The 22,804-nt window shown below is 58.8% G+C and carries 19 protein-coding genes; 8 read left to right on the top strand and 11 right to left on the bottom strand.

The window, feature by feature from the left end:
• Positions 1 to 1,108 precede the first annotated feature (1,108 nt).
• From P5689_RS06825 to P5689_RS06810, 4 genes are read left to right on the top strand one after another with little or no spacing between them, the layout of a single operon-like run.
• Complete coding sequence (locus P5689_RS06825) at positions 1,109 to 3,361, top strand: TonB-dependent siderophore receptor (RefSeq protein WP_285532597.1); 2,253 nt, start codon at positions 1,109 to 1,111, stop codon at positions 3,359 to 3,361.
• Entirely contained in the window at positions 3,358 to 3,672 is a 315-nt protein-coding gene (locus P5689_RS06820; RefSeq protein ID WP_285532596.1) for a hypothetical protein, read from the top strand. The genes P5689_RS06825 and P5689_RS06820 overlap by 4 nt, the downstream gene beginning before the upstream one ends.
• Complete coding sequence (locus P5689_RS06815) at positions 3,669 to 3,977, top strand: hypothetical protein (RefSeq protein WP_023979895.1); 309 nt, start codon at positions 3,669 to 3,671, stop codon at positions 3,975 to 3,977. Before P5689_RS06820 ends, P5689_RS06815 begins: the two co-directional genes overlap by 4 nt.
• Positions 3,974 to 5,551, top strand: coding sequence for a PepSY domain-containing protein (locus P5689_RS06810; protein ID WP_023979894.1), 1,578 nt, complete (start codon positions 3,974 to 3,976; stop codon positions 5,549 to 5,551). The genes P5689_RS06815 and P5689_RS06810 overlap by 4 nt, the downstream gene beginning before the upstream one ends.
• 42 nt (positions 5,552 to 5,593) lie before the next feature.
• Here P5689_RS06810 and P5689_RS06805 read toward each other — a convergent pair whose 3' ends face one another.
• From P5689_RS06805 to P5689_RS06775, 7 genes are all read right to left on the bottom strand, one after another.
• Positions 5,594 to 5,917 carry a hypothetical protein gene (locus P5689_RS06805; RefSeq protein ID WP_023979893.1) on the bottom strand — a complete coding sequence of 108 codons (324 nt, stop codon included), beginning with the start codon at positions 5,915 to 5,917 and terminating at the stop codon, positions 5,594 to 5,596.
• A 290-nt stretch (positions 5,918 to 6,207) separates the two neighbouring features.
• Positions 6,208 to 8,076 (bottom strand): molecular chaperone HtpG, encoded by a 1,869-nt coding sequence (htpG, locus tag P5689_RS06800; protein WP_285532594.1) that lies wholly within the window; start codon positions 8,074 to 8,076, stop codon positions 6,208 to 6,210.
• A gap of 76 nt (positions 8,077 to 8,152) precedes the next feature.
• Positions 8,153 to 8,551 (bottom strand): NUDIX domain-containing protein, encoded by a 399-nt coding sequence (locus P5689_RS06795; protein ID WP_031241644.1) that lies wholly within the window; start codon positions 8,549 to 8,551, stop codon positions 8,153 to 8,155.
• Positions 8,552 to 8,569: 18 nt separating this feature from the next.
• Entirely contained in the window at positions 8,570 to 9,247 is a 678-nt protein-coding gene (locus P5689_RS06790; protein WP_035440870.1) for an HAD family hydrolase, read from the bottom strand.
• A gap of 94 nt (positions 9,248 to 9,341) precedes the next feature.
• Positions 9,342 to 10,454: a glycerophosphodiester phosphodiesterase family protein gene (locus P5689_RS06785; RefSeq protein WP_023979888.1), complete on the bottom strand. Its 1,113-nt coding sequence runs from the start codon at positions 10,452 to 10,454 to the stop codon at positions 9,342 to 9,344.
• A 113-nt stretch (positions 10,455 to 10,567) separates the two neighbouring features.
• Positions 10,568 to 12,985 (bottom strand): TonB-dependent receptor, encoded by a 2,418-nt coding sequence (locus tag P5689_RS06780; protein ID WP_023979887.1) that lies wholly within the window; start codon positions 12,983 to 12,985, stop codon positions 10,568 to 10,570.
• A 143-nt stretch (positions 12,986 to 13,128) separates the two neighbouring features.
• The gene (locus tag P5689_RS06775; RefSeq protein ID WP_023979886.1) at positions 13,129 to 14,058 is read right to left on the bottom strand and encodes a LysR family transcriptional regulator; all 930 of its coding nucleotides are present in this window, start codon (positions 14,056 to 14,058) and stop codon (positions 13,129 to 13,131) included.
• Positions 14,059 to 14,153: 95 nt separating this feature from the next.
• On the opposite strand from P5689_RS06775, the gene P5689_RS06770 reads away from it, so the two are divergent.
• Positions 14,154 to 15,206, top strand: coding sequence for an alkene reductase (locus P5689_RS06770; protein WP_285532593.1), 1,053 nt, complete (start codon positions 14,154 to 14,156; stop codon positions 15,204 to 15,206).
• A 71-nt stretch (positions 15,207 to 15,277) separates the two neighbouring features.
• Positions 15,278 to 16,480, top strand: a complete 1,203-nt coding sequence (locus P5689_RS06765) for an MFS transporter (protein ID WP_285532592.1) — start codon at positions 15,278 to 15,280, stop codon at positions 16,478 to 16,480.
• A gap of 64 nt (positions 16,481 to 16,544) precedes the next feature.
• On the opposite strand, the gene P5689_RS06760 is transcribed toward P5689_RS06765, so the two are convergent.
• Positions 16,545 to 17,348 carry an OmpW family outer membrane protein gene (locus P5689_RS06760; protein ID WP_285532591.1) on the bottom strand — a complete coding sequence of 268 codons (804 nt, stop codon included), beginning with the start codon at positions 17,346 to 17,348 and terminating at the stop codon, positions 16,545 to 16,547.
• A 291-nt stretch (positions 17,349 to 17,639) separates the two neighbouring features.
• Between P5689_RS06760 and P5689_RS06755 the strand changes: the two genes are divergently transcribed.
• Positions 17,640 to 18,251: a helix-turn-helix domain-containing protein gene (locus tag P5689_RS06755; RefSeq protein WP_285532590.1), complete on the top strand. Its 612-nt coding sequence runs from the start codon at positions 17,640 to 17,642 to the stop codon at positions 18,249 to 18,251.
• A 115-nt stretch (positions 18,252 to 18,366) separates the two neighbouring features.
• Positions 18,367 to 19,629, top strand: a complete 1,263-nt coding sequence (murA, locus tag P5689_RS06750) for a UDP-N-acetylglucosamine 1-carboxyvinyltransferase (protein WP_285532589.1) — start codon at positions 18,367 to 18,369, stop codon at positions 19,627 to 19,629.
• A gap of 118 nt (positions 19,630 to 19,747) precedes the next feature.
• On the opposite strand, the gene P5689_RS06745 is transcribed toward murA, so the two are convergent.
• The 3 genes from P5689_RS06745 to dcd form a co-directional block, all read right to left on the bottom strand.
• Complete coding sequence (locus P5689_RS06745) at positions 19,748 to 21,271, bottom strand: GMC family oxidoreductase (protein WP_285532588.1); 1,524 nt, start codon at positions 21,269 to 21,271, stop codon at positions 19,748 to 19,750.
• Complete coding sequence (locus P5689_RS06740) at positions 21,268 to 21,909, bottom strand: gluconate 2-dehydrogenase subunit 3 family protein (RefSeq protein WP_285532586.1); 642 nt, start codon at positions 21,907 to 21,909, stop codon at positions 21,268 to 21,270. The genes P5689_RS06745 and P5689_RS06740 overlap by 4 nt, the downstream gene beginning before the upstream one ends.
• A 290-nt stretch (positions 21,910 to 22,199) precedes the next feature.
• Entirely contained in the window at positions 22,200 to 22,751 is a 552-nt protein-coding gene (gene dcd, locus P5689_RS06735) for a dCTP deaminase (RefSeq protein ID WP_023979878.1), read from the bottom strand.
• Positions 22,752 to 22,804: the final 53 nt, after the last annotated feature.

The following is a 22,804-nucleotide window of genomic DNA, read 5'->3' as shown; positions in this document are numbered from 1 at the left end:
TTTAGTTGATATATACTTAGCATCATACATATGATCAAACATGCAATGACTTATACAATATATGAATGTGCACTGGATACGCAGTCTTCAATTATTATATATCTCGAAAGCGCAATACAATTATTACTTAGGATATTTTCTGTCTCTTACTCTATTTGCCAAGATAATAACGCATTGATCTCCTTTTGGTAGATTTCTGGCTAGCATACGTTTGATTTTTTGATGGCTGGAGTTAGGCGCAATCTCCAAAGAAGCTCGGTAGGCCTCTTTAAGAAATTTTGGATGTTGGTACTCGTCTTTGGCGTTGCCAAATAATTTGTAAGCCATGAGTGATAGGTGCAAAGACTTCTTATATTTCTTTGCGATGTAGAAACGTTTCACGACTTCATAGACGGAATCGCACGACGCTTTGTGCGGGCAAATAAATTTGTCCAGGTTCAGTCTGACTTTTTTCATCTCGTACCGATTCCAATAAGTTTGGAAACGGATAACATTTTCCCTGTTTGTGTCAACAAGATAAAAAGTTGCCTCTTGGGGATAATTTAAGAAAAAACTGCTAGAATCGTTGATATTTCAGCATCGTTGATAATTAAACATGTGTGAAACCCAAGATGTGGTCTATGTGAAATCATTTGAAGCAAATCTTATTTCATAAGAGCTAACTCTGTTACAGCAAACGGCCTGCGATATTATTTTTTATCCGATTCAATTCGTTTCACGTCTTCAGGTAACACATGTCGAAATGGAAAGAAGGAATCGTCTCATCTGAGCGCGGTGCAGTCTGCATGTCGGGCACGGACTGGTCCTTCACCCAACGTATTCATGTGGTCATTCATGCTGTTCAGTGCTCGAAATGAGAGGCAAGGGGGCATTTATCGAGCTTTGTTCGAGACATGATCTGTGCCCGAGCCGACCGGAATGGATATTGGGAGATCCGGGCTTGCTCGGATCAGGCTGCGACACCTCTGCGTGTAAGCAGTGTGGCTTGTCGGTGTCACCTGACCCGCGAAACCTGACTCACAAGACATTAATGAATTGACAATGATTCGCAATCGCACAAATTCAGCGCCAGTTATTGGCCCACCATTATGATGTTGAATTTGAAACAATGCGCAGGATCACCGGTCTTGTCGCCCTGGCTCTGGCAGGCGCGACCTCTCTTACAACCGCACAGGCAGCAGACACACAGCCGCAATCGATCCTGCGGACAAAACCGACGCCCGCTCAAAAGAAAAAACCTGACGAGATCATTGTCGTCTCGGCCACGGGCCTGTCTCAGGCAGGGGCAACCACCAAGACACGCACCCCCATTATCGAGTCACCGCAGACCATCTCGATCGTCACGCGTGAGGAAATCGAGCTGCGCGCTTCTCCCACCATTGCCGATGCGCTGTCCTATATGGCGGGTGTGCAGGCTGAGCCCTCGGGCGTGGATAATCGCGTGGATGAGGTTTCCGTGCGCGGCTTCGGGGCAGGCGGCTTTTCGTCCAACAATAATTTTGTCGATGGGCTGCGTCTGCCTTCCGGCGGGCAATGGACACGTACATCGTTCGATCCGTTCGCTCTTCAGCAGATCGAGGTGCTGAAAGGGCCGTCTGGCGCGCTTTATGGCCAGACCGCGCCGGGCGGGATCGTCAATCTTACCACCAAGCGTCCGACCGAGAAATCGCATGGCGAATTCTTCCTTCAGACCATCGGCTATACCAAGCTTGGCAACTGGCAGGGTCAGGCCTCGGGTGACGTCTCCGGCAAACTCAATAAATCCGGTACGGTGCGAGGACGGATCGTTGCAGTGGCCCGTTATGGCGGCACACAGGTCAATGATGTGAATAGCGGGCGGTATTATGTCTCGCCCAGCCTGACCTGGGCCTATGCGCCGGGGTCGAGCTGGACGCTGCTTTCGCAGTATCAACGTGATACCGGTGGCTCGACTTTCCAGTTCCTGCCCATGACCGGCACGCTTGTGCCGTCCAAGGGGCGCTATATCCGTAATGACGAAAACATAGGCGAGCCCGACTGGAACACCTTCGATCGCACACAGGTGCTGACGGGGTCATTCCTTGAGCATCGCTTCAACAATATCGTCACGCTGCGCAACAACACGCGCTACACCTATCTGGATAACCTTTATCGCTCGACCGTGCTTTCGGGCGATACGCTGACGAAATGTACCATCAGCATCAAGGGATGCGTGCCCTATCAGACCGTCAATCGACGGGCTGTCGAAGGACGCGGGCGCTCTCAGGGTGTGGCGACAGATACCCAGCTCGAGGTCAGGGCCAGAACAGGCATGGTGCGTCATACGCTGCTGTTCGGCACGGATTATTTCTACACAAACTGGGAAAGCTCGCGCGATCTGGTCAATTCGGCGCTTGTGCTGCCCCTGCTGAATATCTTCGACCCGGTGGCGCGTGGCACGACCGGTTACTCGGCCGGTCTGGCGCCGCAGGTCTATGGCGCCACGGAATCGCAGCAGAACGGTCTGTATTTTCAGGACCAGATGAAGATCGAAAATCTCTACATTACGGTCGGCGGTCGTCAGGACTGGGCGCGTGACAATACCCTCAATATTCTGACTAAAAAGCGCTATCTGAACGATAATGACCGCTTTACATGGCGTGCAGGGGCTGTTTACCGCACCAAAATCGGTCTGGCGCCCTATTTCAGCTATGCCACGTCCTTCCAGCCGCAGGTGTCAGATCCTTCGACAGCGCTCGACAACAAGCCTTTCAAGCCGACGACAGGCGACCAGTATGAGGCCGGGCTGCGTTACCAGTACGGAAAAAGCATCTACGTCACCTTTGGCGGGTATCAGATCACGCAGCAGAATGTGACGACCCCTGCGCCGAACGGCCAGCTTTGCGGCACGGCCACATGTCTTGTGCAGACGGGTGAGATGCGTGTGCGTGGTCTTGAACTTGAAGGCCGTGCGACCCTGCCCTGGGATATGGCGGTTATTTTCACCGGCACGCGCAGCGCTGCCAAAATTACGGAATCGAACACGGCTTCGCAGATTGGCAATTATATGCCTCAGGCCCCGAAATGGATGGCCTCGCTTTTTGTCGATCAGCGCCTGCTGCATGGACCGATGCGCGGTGCCGGTTTTGGCGGTGGCGTGCGCTATACGGGCCATTCCTATGGCGATACGGCCAATACGCTCTCCATACCCGGCTATACGCTCTATGACATGTTCCTGCGCTATGATTTCGGCGTGGCGCGGCCACGCTATAATGGCCTCTCTTTCTCGCTCAACATGCGCAATATCGCCAATAAGCGCTTCGTGGCGACCTGCACGGCGGTCTCTGCCTGCTATTATGGTCAGGGCAGAAGCCTGACCATGCGTCTGGAATATCGCTGGTGAGCGGGGAAAGCCTGTCGGGCCTTGCGGGATTTTACCCGGCCTGTCTGGTCCTGGCCGGGTTTTGTCTGGCCGTGGCCGCTGGCGCTGCTTTCTACCTCGCCAGTGGGCAACAGCAATGGTGTCGGGTGCGTCCCCCATCGCGGCCCTGCCTTGGGGCGGGCGCATTGTTCTCGTTACTCTCGCTGGTCGGGTTTGTGGCAGCGACTGACTGGCTTGTCGGGGTTTTCATGACAGTGGCGCTGCTGATGCTTGTGCTCAGCCTGCTCCCCCTTGCGGTTGCGCTTCATGCGCGAAAGGGCGTGCGCCCATGAAGGGGGCGAAGCTCGATAATCGCCGCTGGCTCGCCAAGACGCTGGCCGGTTTGATTCCCGGTGCTGCACTGGCACTGGGGGCAATGGTTCTGGCCGGGCATCTCTGTGGTGCCACAGGCAATCCGATGATGCTCTCATCGCAGTTTCTCATGTGGGGGGCGGCGCTGCTCTGGGTGATCTGTCTCAGCCTGTGCTTCCTGTTTCGCTCAGGCCTGGGGGCATGGTTTGGCCTTGGCTGGATTGCCTGTCTGCTATGGCTGGCCAACACGCTGCTTGCCGGGTTTTTCGGGGGTGAGCAGCCATGAAACTGCGCGCTGATATCGTGGCGGTCTATCGTGAGGTTCATAGCTGGGTCGGTGTGGTGGCAGGGCTCTTCCTGTTCATCGCCTTTTACGCGGGTGCCATCAGCATGTTCGAGCCAGCGCTCGAATCCTGGCTGACACCCCGGCCCGACCTGCCCGCCCCCGTTTCCATCGAGCATGTGCCGGATCTGCTCGACAAGGCTTTTGCCGTCTATCCTGAGGCTCGGCGCCAGTACAGCATTGTTGTCAGCCCCGATGCCACCCATCCGGCGCGTCTGGTATGGCCACTGGGCCAAGGGCATCATGGCCACGGGTCATCGGCCATGATGCTGGCGGCGCTCGATGCGCAGGGCGGTCTTGTAACCACAACGCATAAACCCTCGCCCGTCGCCCAGCTGATTGACACGATTCATCAGCGCATGGGGCTACCCTTGCCGCATGAGCCCGCCATGATCGTGATGGGGTTTATCGCGCTGGCCTATGCGCTGGCTCTGGTGTCAGGGACCATCGTTTTCATCCCGGCCCTGGCACGGGCGCTTTTTGCCGTGCGGCTGGTGGGGAGCGTCAGACGCAAATGGCTGGACCTGCATAATCTGCTCGGGTTCTGCTCCTTGCCGTTTCACATCGTCATGGCCCTGACATCCGTTGTCTTTGCTTTCCACGACGTGATTTTTACGGTGCAGGGTGAGTTTCTCTCCCATGCCCAGAGTTCAAGCGCGCATGGTCGTCATGGTGCGGGGCATGGCGGTGGGCGGGGCATGGGTGGCATGGTTGCACCGCTTCACGCGGGAGAGGGGGCCGTGTTGTTGGCTCCGGCAGAGATATTGCGGCATTTGGCCCAGACCGCACCGGGTTTTGTGCCTGACACGCTCGATTATTCCACGCGCCCTGGTGGGCCGCCCGGTTCAGGCCCGGTCTTGCGCGTTTCAGGGCATGATCCCGCCCATGTCATGCGGGGTCCCACCAGCGGGTTTGCAACATTCGACCCCTATACGGGCCAAATCCTGTGGAGCGCTTATCTGCCGGGGTACCAGTCGGCAGGGTTTGCAGCGCTGACCAGTTTCTTTGCCCTGCATTTTGGCAGCTACGGGGGGGCGCCGATACGCTGGACCTATCTCGTTCTCGGTTTCGCCGGCGCGTTTCTGTTCTATACGGGCAGCAAGCTCTGGATTGCGGTGCGCCGACGTAAGGAGAAGGCGACGGGGTGCCTGACAGATACGCGCGGAACCCGCTTTCTGTCCCGCCTGACGACCGGTTGCTGCACGGGCTGCATGACAGCCATTGCCCTTCTGCTTTGTGTCTCGCTGGTGCTTCCCCACCCCTTGAGTGAGGGCGGAGCATTCCGGCTTTATCACGGTGTGTTCTGGGTGATGATGCTGGGTGCGTTGCCCTTCGCATGGGGTGAGGCCCTCATGCTCTGGCTGGCTACATTCGCTCATGCTGCGCTGGTAGCCATCGTTCTGTTCAGGGGCGGACAGACCGATGCCGTCAACTGGGGCGTTGCTCTTGTAGCGCTCGGCCTGACAATCGTGTTGATGCGGCTGGCCCGCCAGGGGAGCGCGGTGCGCCCTGCCTAACAGGGATAGCGCCCTTGGGCTCGCGGCGCCTTGTTACAGGGCTTATTTGTCGAGTGAGGCGATCTTGCGTTCAACCCAGTCGCGCGCAGGATCCCCGCCCCAGAGAAGCCACGCGATATAGCCGGCAGAGGGGTCGCTATCCGATCCCCATTCATGGGTCTTGGTTTTCTGGTCCGATTTATGGCGGGCGAAGAAACTGTGCATGGATTTGAGGTCGCTCTCATCCAGATCCTTCTGTTCGGCCAGTTGCTCGGCGCGTTTGACACCGGCTTCTGTCCCGCCGCGATTGAATTTCTCGCGCAATTTGAGACCGTGGCGCGCCGCCGAGGCCATTTCCTTGGTCGGGTGAAAACTGCTTTGCGTCATGATCAAGATCCCTCCTGCCGGACGGGCGAAACGCCTGCCCGCTGGCAAGAGAGAACTCGTCCGGCGGGGAGGAAGTTGCGCCTTTGCGTGGTCCAGCCCGATGCGGGGCGTGCAAGGCTCAGCCTCGGCGCCTTTGCCGAGCTGGATGGGGGGATGTTTCGCAAGCGACTACGAAAAAAGGCCCGGATTGTGGGTCCGGGCCTTTTTCAACGTGATGTCATGCCTGCACTGATGACTGGCGCCGACCGCCGGTATCAAGGGTTCGGCGCCTCGTGATCGGCGGTGACAATTCAGGCTGTGGCAGCGCTCGTCAGCATGGCGGTCAGGCGCTGCGCAAAACCGGCGGCATCGGGCAAGGTCTCGCCATCCTGAATACGGGCGACATCCAGCAGAACGCGGGCGAAATCGGCCACGCTCTCACCTTTCTCCACCCGTGCTGCGAGATCACGGATGAGCGGGTGATGCGGGTTGATCTCCATGATGGGCGCTGCGGGGGGCATGCCCTGACCCGAGCGACGCATCAGGCGCTGCATCATCAGATCGGGACCGCCTTCGCTCGTGATCACCACGGCGCTGCCAACCAGACGCACCGTGCCGCGCACATCCTTCACGTCCTCGCCGAGGGCTTCCTTGAGCGCAGGGGTCAGTTTCTCAAGATCCGCAGCCTCGCCTTCCGGCGTCGGGGCTTCGAACTTCTCAAGATCGCCGTGAGCCTGATTGATGGATTTCAGGGTCTTGTCTTCATAGGAAGATAGACGATCGGGCCAGAAACCATCCACCTGATCGGAGAGCAGCAACACCTCGATGCCACGGGCACGGAACCCTTCAAGCTGTGGCGAGGCAGCCAGCGCCTCGGCGTTTTCACCCGTCAGGTAGTAGATCGATTCCTGACCCGGCTTCATGCGCGTCAGATAGGCATCGAGCGTGGTCGGATCGTCAGACGCCGTGGAACGGAAGCGCGACAGGGCAGCGAGCTCCTGACGATGCTCGGAATCCTCCCAGATACCTTCCTTGATGATCGGGCCGAAATTTTCCCAGAACGTGCCGAAGGATTCGGCATTTTCCGTGTCCTTGGCGCGGTTCTTGATTTCGGTCATCACGCGCTTGGTCACGGCCTTGCGGATGCGCTGCAACACGGGGGTCGATTGCAGCATTTCACGAGAGACGTTCAGCGGCAGGTCTTCGGTATCGACAACGCCCTTCACGAAGCGCAGCCAGGCCGGCAGAAGCTCGGCCTCGTCGGTGATGAACATGCGGCGCACATGGAGATGCACCTTGCTCTCACGCGACTGCTCCATGAAGTCGAACGGGCGCGCACCGGGAATGAACAGCAGCGCCGTAAATTCGGTCGTGCCTTCCGCGCTCCAGTGCAGGGTTGCATAGGGCTCGTCGAACTGATGGGCAACGTGGCGATAGAACTCGGTGTACTGCTCGGGCGTGATGTCGGATTTCGACTTGCGCCACAGGGCCGTGCCTTCATTGGCCGATTTGTCTTCCTCACCCTCGCGCAGCGTGATCGGCCATGAAATATGGTCGGCCCATTTGCGGATGATCGAGCGCAGGCGCCAGGCGTCGAGGAATTCGTCGGCATCGGTTTTGACGTGCAGGATGATGTCCGTGCCGGGCTGCTCGCGCGTAGCAGGCGCAATGGTGTAGGCACCCTTGCCATCAGACGACCACTGCCACGCCTGCTCGGAGCCTGGCTGGCGCGAAATCACGTCCACCTTGTCGGCCACCATGAAGGCGGCATAGAAGCCGACGCCGAACTGGCCAATCAGGCTGGGGCGGTCCTCCGGCTTTGCGCTGTTCAGCTTCTCGCCAAAAGCGCGTGTGCCGGAGCGTGCGATCGTGCCGAGATTGCTCGCCAGATCCTCGCGGCTCATGCCTGCGCCATTATCGCTGATGGTCAGCAGGCGGGCATCCTTGTCGGGGTGGATGCGAATGGCAGCGTCGGCCGGAAGAGCCTTGGCGGCATCGGTCAGCGCCTCGAAACGACGCTTGTCGGAAGCATCGGCGGCGTTGGCCACCAGCTCACGCAAAAAGATCTCGCGCTCGGAGTAAAGGGCATGAACCACGAGATCGAGCAGACGCCCGACTTCTGCGCTGAATTCATGCTTTTCGGCGCCCTGGACCTGATCTTTTTCGGTGTTTTCGGTCATGGAGATCCCTCAAGACTGTGATGGTGCCGCAAGGGCACCGATTTGCAGGGAGAAGTAGAAATGCTGCCGTCTTTTTTCAAGAGAGGCTGGCATGGAGAGGCAGGACGTATTCACGCGTGAGAGGCGCCAGAATCAGGCCTTGTGCTTCTTCGGGGGTGACCCAGCACGCCTCCTCGATCTCGGCGGCGATGATGATGGGGCCGGACCAGGGCAGGGCGAACAGATTGGCGCGTACGACATGGCCTGGCTCGTTGGCCGCCGGGGCTTCGATCTGCCTGATGAAGTGGCACGAACGCGCCTCTGGCTGGATGCCCAGCTCCTCGTCGATTTCGCGTAAAAGCGCCGCCAACGGGGTCTCACCTGGCTCGATCTTGCCGCCTGGCTGCATGAAGGCCTGCGTACCCCGTTTACGTACCAGCAGAAGACGGCCCGCCCCGTCATGCAACAGGGCGGCGGCGATGGTGATGACAGACATGGTTGTTTCCCGACTGCCTCAGCCGGCGTTGTCGCCCAGAATGGACAGGCGGCCATCGGGCAGACGATGGGCCTTGAGGGCCTCGTAACCCGGCACAGTGGGATGGGGCACATCCACTTCATGGGTATGGGTGGCTGTGATTACCACCACACTGGCGCCTGCGGCCTCGCCTGCCTTGATCCCGGCAGGGGCATCCTCGAATACAGCGCAGTCTTTGGCATCGAAGCCCAGACGTTGCGCGCCGAGCAGGAAGCAGTCAGGGGCCGGTTTGCCATTGGGGGCGTCTTCCGCCGTGATCAGGATTTTCGGCAAGGGCAGTCCGGCAATCTCGATGCGTTTGAGCGCAAGCTCACGCGAGGCTGAGGTGACGATGGCCCAGCGATCGGCGGGCAGGCTGTTCAGAAATGCCGTGGCACCCGGAATGGGGTCGATGCCATGCGTGTCTTCCAGTTCGCGGCTGGTAATCCAGTGCGCTTCGGCGACCGGATCGACGCCCGGCAGTTTCTGACGGCGTATGGTTTCGACGGTCTGAACGCCATGAATCGTGGGAAGAAATTTCTCGACATCCAGACCGTGCTTCTGGGCCCAGAGGGTCCATACGCGCTCTGCTGCGATGATGGAGGTCAGAATTGTGCCATCCATGTCGAACAGGAAGGCGTCGAAGGCTTTACCGGGAAACAGATCGTGCGCGGCCAAGGGAGTTCTCCATCATGAGGGCAGGATATACAGGGCGCAAACCCTGCATGACCTGTCCAACGCAGGCAAGTTTGCGCCGGATCAACTTATCGGCTCATCCCGCCGTATCGACTGCCAGTCGGCCAAGGGCCGGGTCATCCGTGAAGAAGCCGTCCAGTCCCATATCGAGATAGCGCTTCACCTCTGCAATCATGCCTTGCGGGTTGCGGGCGTTCAGCGCGCCCCCATCGCGCAGTTCCTTCGGCAGGAAATAGTTCTCAGGGCGCGCCGTGTAGGAATGAACCAGCAGCCCGGCTTCATGAGCGTCGGTGATCAACGATGTGGGCGTACCCCACGAGCCGTCCGGTTTGCGCGGGATCAGATCGGTATTGGACGGGCCGATCACATCGGCAAAGTGGCGTATCTCGCGCAGGCCTTCCGGCTTCATGAAATCGCCAAAGCTTTTTGCATCGCTTTTGCCCAGCAGATCGGGCGGTGTCTGGTCAGGGCCACCCATCAGGAACATGACCCGCGCCTGGGGGTTGATGGCGCGCGTCTTGTCACTGATCGCTCGCAGATTGGTGGTCTCGAAAGACTGGAGTTCCAGAGGGGCCTGGCGGGTATATTCATGCGCTGCGAGGGTGCGCAGGAATGTGGTTTCCGGGTCCAGACCGAGGCTGTGGAAATGGGTGGAGTTCTTGATTTCGGGGATGAGTCCGAACACCTTGCCACGCGCGGCGGATTCACCGGCCACGAAATCGATCACTTCTTCAAAGGTCGGCACATCGAAATGCCCGTCATAGCGCGTGTTATGCGGGCGAAGCTGCGGCAGGCGCTCTTTTGCCCGCAGGGTCTTGAGTTCGGCGAGGGTGAAATCGGTGGTGAACCAACCGGTCTCTTTCTGCCCGTCAATGGTCAGGCTGCGCTTGCGGGCAGCAAATTCGGGGCGCGAGCCAACATCGGTGGTATCGGCAATATTGCTCTCATGGCGCACGATCAGCACGCCGTCTTTCGTCATGACCAGATCGGGTTCGATATAATCTGCATCGTCTTCCATTGCCTTGGCGTAAGAGGCCAGCGTGTGCTCGGGCCGCAAGGCAGAAGCCCCGCGATGAGAAAAGACGAGTGGTTTTGGCGCCAGAGACGGGGCCGCGAAGGAGCGCGAGGCAAAGGCCGGCGCGCAGAATCCCGCAGCACCAAGAGTGAGAGCGTGACGACGTGACAGCAAATCGAACCTCCTCAGGCCCGCTCCCGCAAAAGACAGGCGCGGGAGGAGGCATTGTGAAAGAAGGACGACGCGGCCCTCTTGATCGGGCAGCGTCGTTCCTGTGTCGGGCTATGTTACCAGTTGGCGCTCAGCGTCAGGAAATACATCCGCGGTGCGATGGGATAGGCCGTGAACTGACCTGAAGTCTGCGTTGTGCTGACCGTGGACCAGCCACGCGTATTGGTCAGGTTGGTGATGTTTCCCTGAACGCGCAAGGCAGGAATATGGGGGATACCGTGAATGGTGTAGCCCGCATTCATGCTGAACTGTGCGGTCGGCGAGGCCCAGAGGTCATTGGTATAGGTGGTGTAGCGCTTACCCATGACGTCACCGATGAACTGGCCGTAGAAATTGCCCCAGTTCGTGGTGGCAACGAATTTCTCGGTCCAGTCCGGCTGACCCGCCACATTGCGCCCGGCAATGCGGATGGTGGACGTGCCGGAGTTGTAATTGTCGTTATAGACCGACTTGTTATAGCTCAGCCCGTTATAGATCGAGAAATGTGGGCCGAACTGCGCGGTGAAGGAGAAATCCATGCCATCCGTTGTGACCGAGCCCACATTGGCGAGCGTGGTGGCCGAACCGATGATGGAGGACAGCGATTGCGTGGTGGCAATGGCGACCAGACGGTTCGAGAAATGCACATGATAATATTCAGCCTGTGCCGAGATATCGGTCAGCGGGCCGAGATTGACATGGTGATGGGTACGCAGGCCGGTCTCATAGGTCCATGAGGTCTCGACCTTGCCGTTCTTCTTGAAATCCTCGAAAGCGGCCTGGCTTGTGGCACCCCAGGGGGTGGCATTGCCGTAACCGGCGCTCTGATAGGAGCGCATATTTTCCTGAATATTGGCGAACCACTGCTCGTTGGGCGTGATGTTCCACAGCGCACCGAAAGACGGCAGGAACGGCTTGACCGCGGCGATCGTGCCGCCCGGTACGGTCACGGCTGTTGCCGGTGAGAGCGATCCTGGCTTGCCAGCTACGGGCAGGGTGCCGTTTGTGTAGACCAGCTCGGATTTGAAGCCTGCCGAGAGGGTAAAGTTTTTCGTCACCTTCCAGCTGTCCTGCAGGTGGGTGGTGAAGGTGTTGGTATAAAAATAGTTGGTGTACTGCTTGATCAGGGCATCCTGCTGGCGGTCATAAGGTGTGGTCGGGTTGTTTGCGTCCAGCGGATACCAGCGACGGGCCTGCGTGTTGTTGTTGCGCTCGTACCAGCCCCCGACCTCAAGGTCGTGATGGCCCAGCTTGTAGCGCAGCGTGGTGATCAGGCCGCCGCGATTATCCCAGTATTCGGTCGTGCGCGTGGCGTAGCCCGAGCCGCCGAACACGTTGCTGAGCTGGCTGGCGCTCTGGTTCGGGAAATAGGCGCTGAACAGTGTGGGCAGACCTGCCGCCGTGATCGGCCCTGCCACAACGCCCTCACCCAGATTGTGATGGTAATAGAGCTTGTTGTCCCAATGCAGGTTGGCGTTGAAGTCGTGCTGCCAGCCCAGATAGGTCAGAAAATCCTCGCGCTGGGCGGCGGAATAATAGTTGCGGTAGTTCAGCCCGGCATTCTTGTAGGCCGCAGAGTTCAGATAGGATTTGGCGTAGTTGAAATCCGGATAGGTGAAGGGGCGCACATAGGTGCCATAGCCGTTGGGCAGCACGATGCCGTCTTCATTGGGTTCGACCTTGTCAGACCAGTCGAAGAAATAGGTGATCTTGTCCTTGCTGCCCTTGTGCACGAACTTCGCATTGACCTGATTGCCGCCCTGATGGCCGGCAAAGTCCCAGGCGCGGGCATCCTGCCGCGCCCATGAGATATAGGCCGAATTGCCATTGCCGAAATTGCCAGTATCGAACCGGGCAAAAGTGCGGAAGGTCGAGAAGCTGCCGAATGTCTGATCGAGCTGACCACCCATTTTCTGCTTGGGGTCGAGCGAGGAGAACAGCAGCGTCCCGCCCAGATTGGAGGTCGAGGCCGTGCCAAGGGCGCCGGAACCGGTCGCGACCGTGGCGTTGCCCACGTTCTCGCTGATCACGGCGCGCTGTGGCGACAGGCCGTTATAGTTGCCATAGGCCTGATCACCCAGCGGAATGCCATCGAGCGTATAGCCAAGCTGGTTCTGGTTGAAGCCGTGAATGAACAGCGAAGAATTCTGTTCGTTATTGCCCCAGGGGTCGGCATTGTTGAACACCACGCCCGGCAGGATCTGCAACGCCTTGAGCGGGCTCAGGCCGGGCAGGATGCGTTGCAGCTGCGTATGGCCCACACTCTGCTCAGAACGCGTGCGACGCGCGGTTGCAATGACTTCTTCCGCCGGCGCGGTGGAGGTCAGGGCCTTTGCCTTGCGCGAAGCGTTCTGGGCATGCAGCTGCGAAACGGGTGCCGTATTGTGATGAACGGGAAGCTTCGCATCTGCGGCGTGAGCGGTGGCGCTCAGCAGGGCGAGGGGAGAGCAGAAGAGAGACAGCGTAAGGGCATGGCGCTGCTTGCGAAGCTTCATCAGTAAACTTTCCTTTAAGGCGGGCTTGAACGCGGCGCACCCTATTCGGAGAGTTCGTTACGGTGTGTGAAGCTTCGGTGATTTGGCCATTACAGAATTATGAAGGCAGCACTGGCTGCTTCTGATCATGGTTCGAAGATGAATTAGCTGCATATCTGTGATGTCTTGCGCTCTGGCAGCGTTGCTTTCAGAACGTCGATGACATGACGCACACGTGAGGGCAGACGGCAGGTTGCGGGCCAGATCAGGTTGACCGGAATGGTCAGGCTCAGGGCGGGAAGAAGAGGAACCAGGGTCCCGGCGGCGATCGCCTGATTTACCATGAATTCAGGAAGCTGGCACAGGCCACATCCCGCCAGTGCTGCCTGAAGGATTGCGTCGCCGTCGCCGATCTGATGATTGGCAAGGGGACTGTAATAGCCCCTCGTTCCGTTTTCCGTCCTGACGGCCCAGCGTGGCGAAGCGTGGTCCGAAAATCCTACAAGACAACGATGCCTGTCCAGATCGGCAATTGTGGCAGGCATACCGTAATTTGCGAGATAGGACGGGCTCGCGCACAAGATCAGTGCCTGTGTGGTCATGCGTCTCGCTACCAGGTCATGCGTATCCCGGATAAGACCGAACCGCAGGGTCAGATGACTGCTCCCCTGCAGGGGATCAATGATCCTGTCATTGAAAGTCGCGATAATTCGTAGACCGGGATGCGTGTTCATCTGGTCGATCAGTATCGGCATGACCACATTCCGCCCATAGGAAGCCGGCATGTCGATGCGTACCGTGCCTGTCGGGCCACAGGTCTTGATCAGGAGTTCCATCTCGCCCTGTTCGAGTTCGTCATGAGCGACCTTGCAGCGATTATAGAAAATCTCGCCATCCCCGGTGAGTGAAACGCCTCTTGAGGAGCGGTAAAACAGCTCGGTGTTGAGACGCGTCTCAAGTCTCTGAAGGCTTTTGCCTATGGCAGATTTGGTCAGGCCAAGGCGTGTCGCTGCTTTGGCAAAACTTCCCTCCTGAACGGTCGCAATGAAAATGCGTATGCCCGAGAAGGGATCACCTGAAGGTTTCGGGGACAAATTCTCTACACCCTGTCGAATAATACGAGACTTACCGTCTGGAGCCGGACACTTAAGTTCCACCCATACATGTCTTGACCATGTTGGAGGAACTCATGACCAGTCTTTTCTCGCCATTACAGCTCGGCACGCTCTCATTGCCAAACCGTATTATCATGGCCCCCCTGACGCGGTGTCGCGCTGATGAGCAGCGCGTACCCACGGCGTTGATGGCTGAATATTATGCGCAACGCGCCACAGCTGGCCTGATCATAAGTGAGGCGACAAGTATCTCTTCCCAAGGTGTCGGTTATCCGCGGACGCCAGGTTTGTGGGATGAGGATCAGATTGCCGGATGGAGAACAGTAACGGACGCGGTTCATGATGCTGGTGGGCGTATTATGGCTCAGCTTTGGCATGTTGGCCGTATCTCGGACCCCGAATATCTGGATGGTGCCTTGCCGGTCGCACCGAGTGCTCTGGCGGCTCAGGGGCATGTGCGCCTGCTCCGGCCCAAGAGGCCCTATCCGACGCCGCGCGCGTTGCATCAGGATGAGATCGCCTCGATCGTCCATGATTATCGCCGGGCGGCTGACAATGCGATAAAGGCCGGATTCGATGGTGTGCATATCCACGCAGCGAATGGTTATCTGGTTGACCAGTTCCTGCAGGACAGTACGAATCACCGGAGCGATCAATATGGTGGTTCCATTGAGAACCGGGCCAGATTCCTTCTGCAAGTCGTTGATGCGGTGACGTCTGTCTGGGGGCCAAACAGCGTTGGCATCCATCTTCGCCCGCGCGGCGAGGAGCATGATATGGGCGATAGCGACCCCGTGACGCTTTTCGAATATGTCGTGTCTCAGCTCAGGGCGCGCGAGGCAGGCTATTTGTTCATTCGTGAAAGTCAGGGCGCAGACAGTCAGCTCTCGCGGCTCAGAACTCTGTTTGATGGCCCTGTCATCGCAAATGACTCGTTCACACCGGCAGATGCCGCACAATACGTTGCGCAGGGAAAAGCTGATGCGGCGGGGTTTGGGCGTCTTTTTATTGCCAATCCCGATCTTGTGCGTCGTCTGCGCGAAGATTTGCCGCTCAACACGCCTGACCCTCAGACATTCTATGTGGGCGGCGCTGAAGGCTACACAGACTATCCGGTCTGGTCCTGAAATTTTTCCATCAAAGAGGAACAGCCAGGTATGGGGCAGTCTGCCTGGCGTGACATCCACGAGAGTCAATCATGACAGGACAGGGAATGGGGGGAAACGCCTCTCTTTCAACGGTCAGCACGATATTTTTCGTGTTGGCACTGGGTACCTTTACCCTTGGAACGGCCGAGTTTGCCGCGATGAGTCTGGTCCCTATGATAGCGCGAGGTTTCGGCATCTCCGAGCCTCAGGCGGGTCATATCATTGTGGCTTATGCCGCAGGTGTAAGTGTAGGGGCACCGCTTTTCGCTCTGTTCGGTGCCCGATTCAGCCGTAAACATCTGCTTGTTGGCATGATGCTTTTCTATGCGCTAGGCAATGCGCTGAGTGCACTGTGTTCCGGGGCGGATTGGCTGTTGGTCTGCCGCTTCGTCACAGGCTTGCCTCACGGCGCCTATTTTGGTGTTGCAGGTCTGGTCGCCTCCTGCCTCGTTCCACCAGAAAGAAGATCACGTGCTGTCAGTCGGGTGATTCTCGGCCTGACGATTGCAACGATTGCAGGCGTACCTGCAGCGGACATCATCGGCCAGACTCTTGGATGGCGATGGACATTCGCAGTGATTGCCTTGCTCTCATTGATCACGGCGGGCCTTGTCGGTTGGTTTGCGCCCCGAGACAGGCCACGCATGGGGGCATCGATAGGCAACGAACTGCGCGCCCTGCGGATGGTACAGGTCTGGTTGACACTGGGTGTGGGGGTAATCGGCTTCGGTGGTATTTTCTGCGTCTACACCTATCTTGCCTCGATCATGGATCATGTTACGCATGTCCCAGCGGGTTATGTCCCGCCGATGTTTGCGCTTTTTGGTCTGGGAATGACAGCCGGAACACTGGTTTGCGGCTGGCTGGCCGATCGCTGGATGATGCCTACCATGGGAGGCGTTCTCATTGTCGGTGCTGTAGCCATGGCCTTTTTCCCGATGGCTGCCCATGCCTTTTTACCTCTGGCCATTGTTGTATTCATGATCGGGGCAAGCGGTGGATTGTCTACCGTTGTTCAGTCACGTCTCCTGGAAGTGGCCGATGGTGCCGAAGGGCTTGTGGCAGCGTTCAACCAGAGCGCGTTCAATACCGCCAATGCGATTGGCCCCTATCTTGGGGGACTCGCGATTTCAGCGGGTGCGGGCTGGACATCTGTCGGGTGGGTCGGGCTGGTCTTGACGCTGGGCGGAGGGGTCTTCTTCCTCATCAGCCTTCTTGTGCAGACGAGACAGGCGGGATCTTCACAGAGCTGAAAAGACGAAAGGCTGCCCGATAACGGGCAGCCTTTCGGTTCCGATGTTCCCGGGGAGGGGAATATCAGAAGCGGTATTCGATACCGGCGCCGACAACTGTCGGATCAAGCGAGTCATGAGCCTTGATGAAGGCGCCCGACCCACGGTCATTGGCCCAGGCATGCATACGCATGAACATCTGCTTGGCATCGACGTTGAAGAACCAGTTGCCGACCAGCTGATAGTCAAAGCCGACATTGACCGACGGGCCACCCGTCACGCCGACATTGAGCTTCTGCACGAGGCCGCCGGCGGGGGATACATTGTGGAACCATGCCAGTGTTGCACCAATGCCCACATAGGGGTTGAAGCGCTTGTGGGGGCGGAAATGCCAGGCCAGCGTGATGGTGGGCGGAAGGGCCCAGGCGCTACCGACATCGATACCACCCAGTGGGGTGTCCTTGGCAGCGACCTCATGACGGGTGCTGGCGGCAATCAGGTCGATCGAGATGTTATCCGTGAAGAAATACTCGAACGTCAGTTCCGGCATGACCTGGTTGGTTGTCTTGACGCGTCCGGGAATGGCGGCGCCATTCAGCCAGAGTTTGCTGTCGCGATCCTGGGGGATGACGCCGAGGGCAGACAGACGGATGATGAAGTCACCCTTGCCAAGGCCGATCTTGGTGCTGGAGCAGGTCTTGAACAGGCCGCATTCATCGCTTGAGGACGAGCGCGGTGCCGCCATGGCCTGGGCCTGCGGCGCGAGCACCATGTTCGTTGAAACCGGCGTATTGACGACCGGAGTCGTCTGGGCCTGAACGGCAGGCGCTGCAACAGCTGCAACGAGACCGGTCAGAAGCGCGGTAGAAACTTTGAAAGAGGTCTTCATCGACGTCATCCGTGATTAAACAGTGACGTTTTCTCACCATGCGCTATGATGCAGCGCCTTGATCCATGTCAAAGATGCAACAACGTTGTTAACGACCGTGGGGAATTGGCAACAGTATATGACGTAATGTTAATAGAACAAGAATAAAAATAAAAACATGAGGGCCGTTCACGCATGGATGCGCAGATGAAGGACAGTATCAGCGCGCTTGGACCCTGCGGCAGTTGCGGGCAATGCCTTCACTGCGAGGCCCGCGCGCGAAGCATTTGTTCCGTTATCGATCCGGATCATATGTCGCGACTTGCGCAGTATTCTCATCGGCTGTCCGTCGCCTCAGGCAAGACGTTCATCCAGGAAGGAGATGCCGCAACCGATTTCTTCATTGTAACATCCGGGTATGTGAAGCTTTTCGCGCTCATGCCTGATGGCAGGCGCCAGATCACCGGGTTTGGGCAGGCGGGTGATTTCCTCGGTTTGGCTAGCGGTGAGACCTATGCCTTCAGTGCCGAGGCTCTTGGTACGCTATCGCTCTGTCGATTTTCCCGTACCGGGCTCGGGATACTGCGCCGGGAATTCCCTGATCTTGAACTGCGCCTGATGGAAGAGGCCTCGCGCGAGCTGGTTCAGGCGCAGCGCCGTATGCTGCTGCTGGGACGCAAGACGGCGCGCGAGCGTCTGGCCAGCTTTCTTCTGGAGCAGCATCATCTCTCCCCTACGAAAGAGATCGTCATTCACCTGCCCATGAGTCGTACCGGGATTGCCGATTATCTTGGTCTTACCATCGAGACAGTCAGCCGCACCCTCAATGCCCTTCAACGCGAAGCCCTGATCACGATCACCCAGGTAACGCAGATCACCCTGCTCAATCTTCCTGCGCTGGAAGTGCTTGCTAGGGGGGGATAGCTTATCCATTTCGCGAAGGCTTCAGATTGCCCAATTGATGCCTTGACGAAGCCATGATGACGCGGGAGAGAGAACGTTTTCCCACGTGAGCCTCATCCTTCAGGAGCGACAGATCATGGACCGTTTCATCATACGTGGCGGCAGACGTCTTGAAGGCGAGATCGTGATCGGCGGCGCCAAGAATGCCGGTCTCAAGCTCATGGTCGCGGGACTTCTGACGTCTGAGCGACTCATCCTCTCCAACGTACCGAAGATCGCCGATATCGAGACCATGCAGGTGTTGCTGCGCCAGCATGGCATTGCCGTCGAGCCGGTCGATGCTGAGGGGCGTACACTGTCGATTGGTGGCCCGATCACATCCGTCGAGGCACCGTACGATATCGTCTCCAAAATGCGCGCCTCCATTCTGGTGCTGGGGCCATTGCTGGCCCGAGCTCATGAGGCCCGTGTCTCGTTGCCGGGTGGTTGCGCCATTGGGACGCGCCCTGTCGATCTGCATCTCAAGGGCCTGGAAACGCTCGGCGCGACCATCCGCCTTGAAAACGGCTATATCAACGCCAGTGCACCCGGCGGTCTGGTGGGCGATCGCATCCTGCTGCCTTTCGCTTCTGTGGGTGCGACCGAAAACCTGCTGATGGCGGCGACCCTTGCCAAGGGCCGCACCGAGATCGTCAATGCGGCGCGCGAGCCGGAAATCAGCGATCTGGTCGAGTGCCTCAACCGCATGGGCGCGCGGATCAGCGGGGCCGGCACCGGCACGCTCGTCATCGACGGTGTCGAGGCGCTGACCGGGGCTGAGCACGCGATCATGGCCGATCGTATCGAATGTGGCACCTATGCCTGCGCGGCTGGCATTACCGGGGGTGATCTGCGTCTGATCGGGGGTCGCGTTCGCGATCTCGGGGCGGTCGTGCGTACGCTGGAAGAGGCGGGCGTTGAGGTGCTGGAAGAGGAGAACGCCATCCGTGTGCGTCGTACAGGGGCGCTCAAGGGCGTCGACATCATGACCGAGCCCTATCCGGGTTTCCCGACCGATATGCAGGCCCAGTTCATGGCCATGCTGGCGGTCGCCGAAGGCGCCTCAATGGTGACGGAAACGATCTTCGAGAACCGTTTCATGCACGTGCCCGAGCTCAACCGCATGGGCGCTCGTATCAACGTTCACGGCTCTTCTGCGATCATCCGCGGAGTCGATCAACTTTCGGGCGCGCCCGTTATGGCGACCGACCTGCGTGCTTCGTTCTCCCTGATTCTTGCGGGTCTGGGCGCACGTGGTGAGACCTCACTCAGCCGCATCTATCATCTGGATCGCGGGTACGAGGCAGTCGATCGCAAGCTTTCTGCGGTTGGTGCCGATATTGAGCGTATCCGTGAATAAATGAAGCTACGCCCCCTGTCTTTCAGGGGGACGAACGCGCGACCGGGGGACGTTGCCCCGTACCCCGCCAGATGGTTTCACCCTTCTGGCGGGGGTAATCTTTCCTTCAGAGCGCTTCTCAGCGCCCTTCCTTGATCGCTGCCGCAGTCCGCAGGCTCAGAGCCATGATGGCAAGAGCCGGATTGGCGGCCGTGGCGCTCGGGAAAATCGAGTGATCGCTGATCCAGAGATTGTCGATGTCATGGCTGCGACCGAACGGATCCACGACGGAATCGTCAGGGTCAGTCCCCATACGACATGTGCCTATCATGTGCGCAGCGCGGTCCATCGACCAGATATCTCTGGCCCCCGCGGCTTCCCAGATCGACGTCATGGTGCGCGCCATGTGCTCATGCATGGCCTGCTCGTTCGGGCCGTAGCTGAAGGTGATCTTCGGCTTGGGCACACCGGCCCGCCCGGTCTCATCGGACAAGGTCACATGGTTATCGTCGCTGGGCAGGCAGTCGCCATGCGCGCCCAGCCCGGCCATGTGGTTATAGCCGCGCAGATAACGCGTAAGGTCATCGCCCCACAGGCCGCGCCCACGGGCCACGCCTGTCGCCCAGGTAAGGGGCATCATGCCGAGCGACTGGATCAGGTACCCCCCGGCGAAATCGGCGTCCTTGGGGCGCATCATGTCTTCAGTGATGGTGAGAGACGGATAGCCCTTGTTGGGACGTATGATCTCATCGAACGTGCCCCAGACCTGCGTAGATATGTGAGCCATATAGTTGCGCCCGACCTGACCACTGCGATTGGCAAGTCCGGTATGGAGCAGCAATCTGGCGGTCTCCACGGCCCCTGCCGCGAGGACGAGAGTGGCGCATTTCTGTACCCGGTCCTTGCCCTCTTCGCGATACACGACGCCAGTGACACGCCCTGTCGTATCGCGCTCGATGCCGTGCACGAAGCAGTTCGGCCTGATTTCGGCGCCTGCCGAAACGGCAAGAGGAAGGTATGTGACATCGGTGCCTGATTTGGCGCCGTTACGGCATCCCTGATGGCAGGCGCCACATCCGGTACAGGCTTTTCTGTCACCCCAGTCGCGCGTGATCAGCGCCGTAGGGCCATCGGCGTTGCGTATGCCCAGAGCATCGCATCCACGCGCCATGGCCTGTGCGGCCCCATTGCGCTGCGGCGGCGGGTAGGCATAACGCCGACTCGGCTCCCAGGGGTAATTCTCTGGCCCTGAAACGCCGATCTCGCGTTCGACCCGCTCGATATAGGGCAGCATGGTCCCGAAATCGAACGGCCAGTCGACGCCCTTGCCGGTTTCGCTATGCAGCTTCATGTCGCGCGGATCGATGCGCGGCATGAAGGCGCCGAAATGCAGCATCGAGCCGCCTACGCCCGTGCCGCTGTTGTTACCGCCAAACGCCATCGGGTTGGCACCACCCGAAAGACGCTCTTCGAGCCAGTAGATCTCGGAAGCCGTTGCCTCGTCTGGCGTATGTTGCTTGGGGTCGAAGCGCGGTCCGGCTTCGAGCGCCACCACCTTCATGCCTGCGCGCGCCAGCTCGGCCAGCAGCGGGGCGCCACCGGCCCCCGTGCCGACGACCACCACATCGACGATGTCATTATCTGCGAAACGGCGTGACTTCATGATCCTGCGCCTTTCTGAGCTGGCTCCCACGCTTCTTCCACACCTTCTCCCATTTCCGAGAAACCCTGGAAGAAACCGTCGCCGCCGTTGAAGATCGCGTCGATGCCAAGCTGAGCCTGGACCGCCGGGTGGGAGATGAAAATCTGCACGCAATCGGCGCGCAGATCTGCAAACCAGGCGCGCATCTGCGTGGCATCCAGTTGCGCGGTTTCGAGCGCGCCCTCGGCCACGGCGTGAATGATCTGATCCTGCTCGGCTGCACCGAGTGCTGCAAAGGCCTTGCCCTTGCTGGAGCGTGCATGGACGTCCAGCCCGCTCAGGGCCTGTTCATAGGCCTCCTGATCGGGCGGCAAGGTCGCAAAGCGCCAGCCATCGCCCGGTGTTCCAAGGCGTGCGTCGATCCGGGCCGCCAGATTGATGCTGGCATCACTCAGGACGCATTGCTGGGGAAGTACGCGGGCCGTTACTGCAACGAGCGTCTCATACGCACTGGCCGACAAATGACGCGGTACGTAATTGGCATCGCTGGTCTGGGCCCGCTCCTCCATGATCTGACGCGTACGGCCCGAGATGCGATCGGAATCAAGCAGAGCCAGATAATCCGGGTCGATAGCGGGGGGGAGAGATGTCTGGCTCATGGTGCGTTCCCAAAACCGTGATGACGCCTCTAACATGCCCGCAGTGTCGAAAGTTGCCAAGCAATGGCTATGCCAAGTTATTGAGAACGCTTCTCAAAAAGGATTTTATGGCTCTAGCCCGAGTCGCAGTTGAGCGGAATCACGGGTGATCAGCAGGCATATTGGGGGGCGATGTCTGGCACCCCGCAGAAGGGACGCGTTCTCTCTTCATGCCTTGGCCGGACAGGACACGCGGGAGCGGTCCGGTGCGGGCAAGGCCTGAGGCAGGGTCCCTTATGAGGGTCAGGCTATCAGAGGCGTGGGGTCGTGACGCCAAGTTGTTTCATGTACTTGCCAGCGCGATCGGCATAGCTCGTTTCGCAGGGCGAGGCGCCCTGAAAGAACAGGAACTGGCAGATACCCTCATTGGCATAGATGCGTGCGGGCAGCTTGGTCGTGTTGCTGATCTCGATAGTGACCTGACCTTCCCATTCAGGCTCGAGCGGGGTCACGTTCACGATGATGCCGCAGCGGGCATAGGTGGATTTGCCAAGGCAGACCACAAGCACATCGCGTGGGATGCGGAAATATTCGACCGTGTGGGCGAGGGCGAAGCTGTTCGGCGGGATGGTGATATCGCCCGTGCGCGTGACGAAGCTGTTTGCCGCAAATTTCTTGGGGTCCACTACAGCGTTGTCGACATCGGTGAAGATCTTGAAATCCTCGCCAACGCGGGCGTCATACCCATAGGAGGAGAGGCCATACGAAATGACGCCCTCGCGCTTCTGGGCTTCGACGAAGGGCTCGATCATGCCCTTTTCCTGGGCCATCTGGCGGATCCAGCTATCTGGCATGATGGGCATCGTGAATCTCTCGATCTGTGGGGAATGAACGGGTTTGCAGGTCTAGCCGCGCA

The organism is Asaia sp. HumB (assembly GCF_030263835.1).
Classification (GTDB): domain Bacteria; phylum Pseudomonadota; class Alphaproteobacteria; order Acetobacterales; family Acetobacteraceae; genus Asaia; species Asaia bogorensis.
This window is presented reverse-complemented; position numbering and strand designations above follow the sequence as displayed.

Excerpts from the sequence above, each read along its gene's own strand:
- P5689_RS06760 (WP_285532591.1), bottom strand. The coding sequence starts at position 17,348 with ATGAAGACCTCTTTCAAAGTTTCTACCGCGCTTCTGACCGGTCTCGTT.
- P5689_RS06755 (WP_285532590.1), top strand. The coding sequence starts at position 17,640 with ATGTCGCGACTTGCGCAGTATTCTCATCGGCTGTCCGTCGCCTCAGGC.
- P5689_RS06745 (WP_285532588.1), bottom strand. The coding sequence starts at position 21,271 with ATGAAGTCACGCCGTTTCGCAGATAATGACATCGTCGATGTGGTGGTC.
- htpG (WP_285532594.1), bottom strand. The coding sequence starts at position 8,076 with ATGACCGAAAACACCGAAAAAGATCAGGTCCAGGGCGCCGAAAAGCAT.
- P5689_RS06770 (WP_285532593.1), top strand. The coding sequence starts at position 14,154 with ATGACCAGTCTTTTCTCGCCATTACAGCTCGGCACGCTCTCATTGCCA.
- dcd (WP_023979878.1), bottom strand. The coding sequence starts at position 22,751 with ATGCCCATCATGCCAGATAGCTGGATCCGCCAGATGGCCCAGGAAAAG.
- P5689_RS06740 (WP_285532586.1), bottom strand. The coding sequence starts at position 21,909 with ATGAGCCAGACATCTCTCCCCCCCGCTATCGACCCGGATTATCTGGCT.
- P5689_RS06805 (WP_023979893.1), bottom strand. The coding sequence starts at position 5,917 with ATGACGCAAAGCAGTTTTCACCCGACCAAGGAAATGGCCTCGGCGGCG.
- P5689_RS06765 (WP_285532592.1), top strand. The coding sequence starts at position 15,278 with ATGACAGGACAGGGAATGGGGGGAAACGCCTCTCTTTCAACGGTCAGC.
- P5689_RS06810 (WP_023979894.1), top strand. The coding sequence starts at position 3,974 with ATGAAACTGCGCGCTGATATCGTGGCGGTCTATCGTGAGGTTCATAGC.
- P5689_RS06815 (WP_023979895.1), top strand. The coding sequence starts at position 3,669 with ATGAAGGGGGCGAAGCTCGATAATCGCCGCTGGCTCGCCAAGACGCTG.
- murA (WP_285532589.1), top strand. The coding sequence starts at position 18,367 with ATGGACCGTTTCATCATACGTGGCGGCAGACGTCTTGAAGGCGAGATC.
- P5689_RS06780 (WP_023979887.1), bottom strand. The coding sequence starts at position 12,985 with ATGAAGCTTCGCAAGCAGCGCCATGCCCTTACGCTGTCTCTCTTCTGC.
- P5689_RS06825 (WP_285532597.1), top strand. The coding sequence starts at position 1,109 with ATGCGCAGGATCACCGGTCTTGTCGCCCTGGCTCTGGCAGGCGCGACC.
- P5689_RS06795 (WP_031241644.1), bottom strand. The coding sequence starts at position 8,551 with ATGTCTGTCATCACCATCGCCGCCGCCCTGTTGCATGACGGGGCGGGC.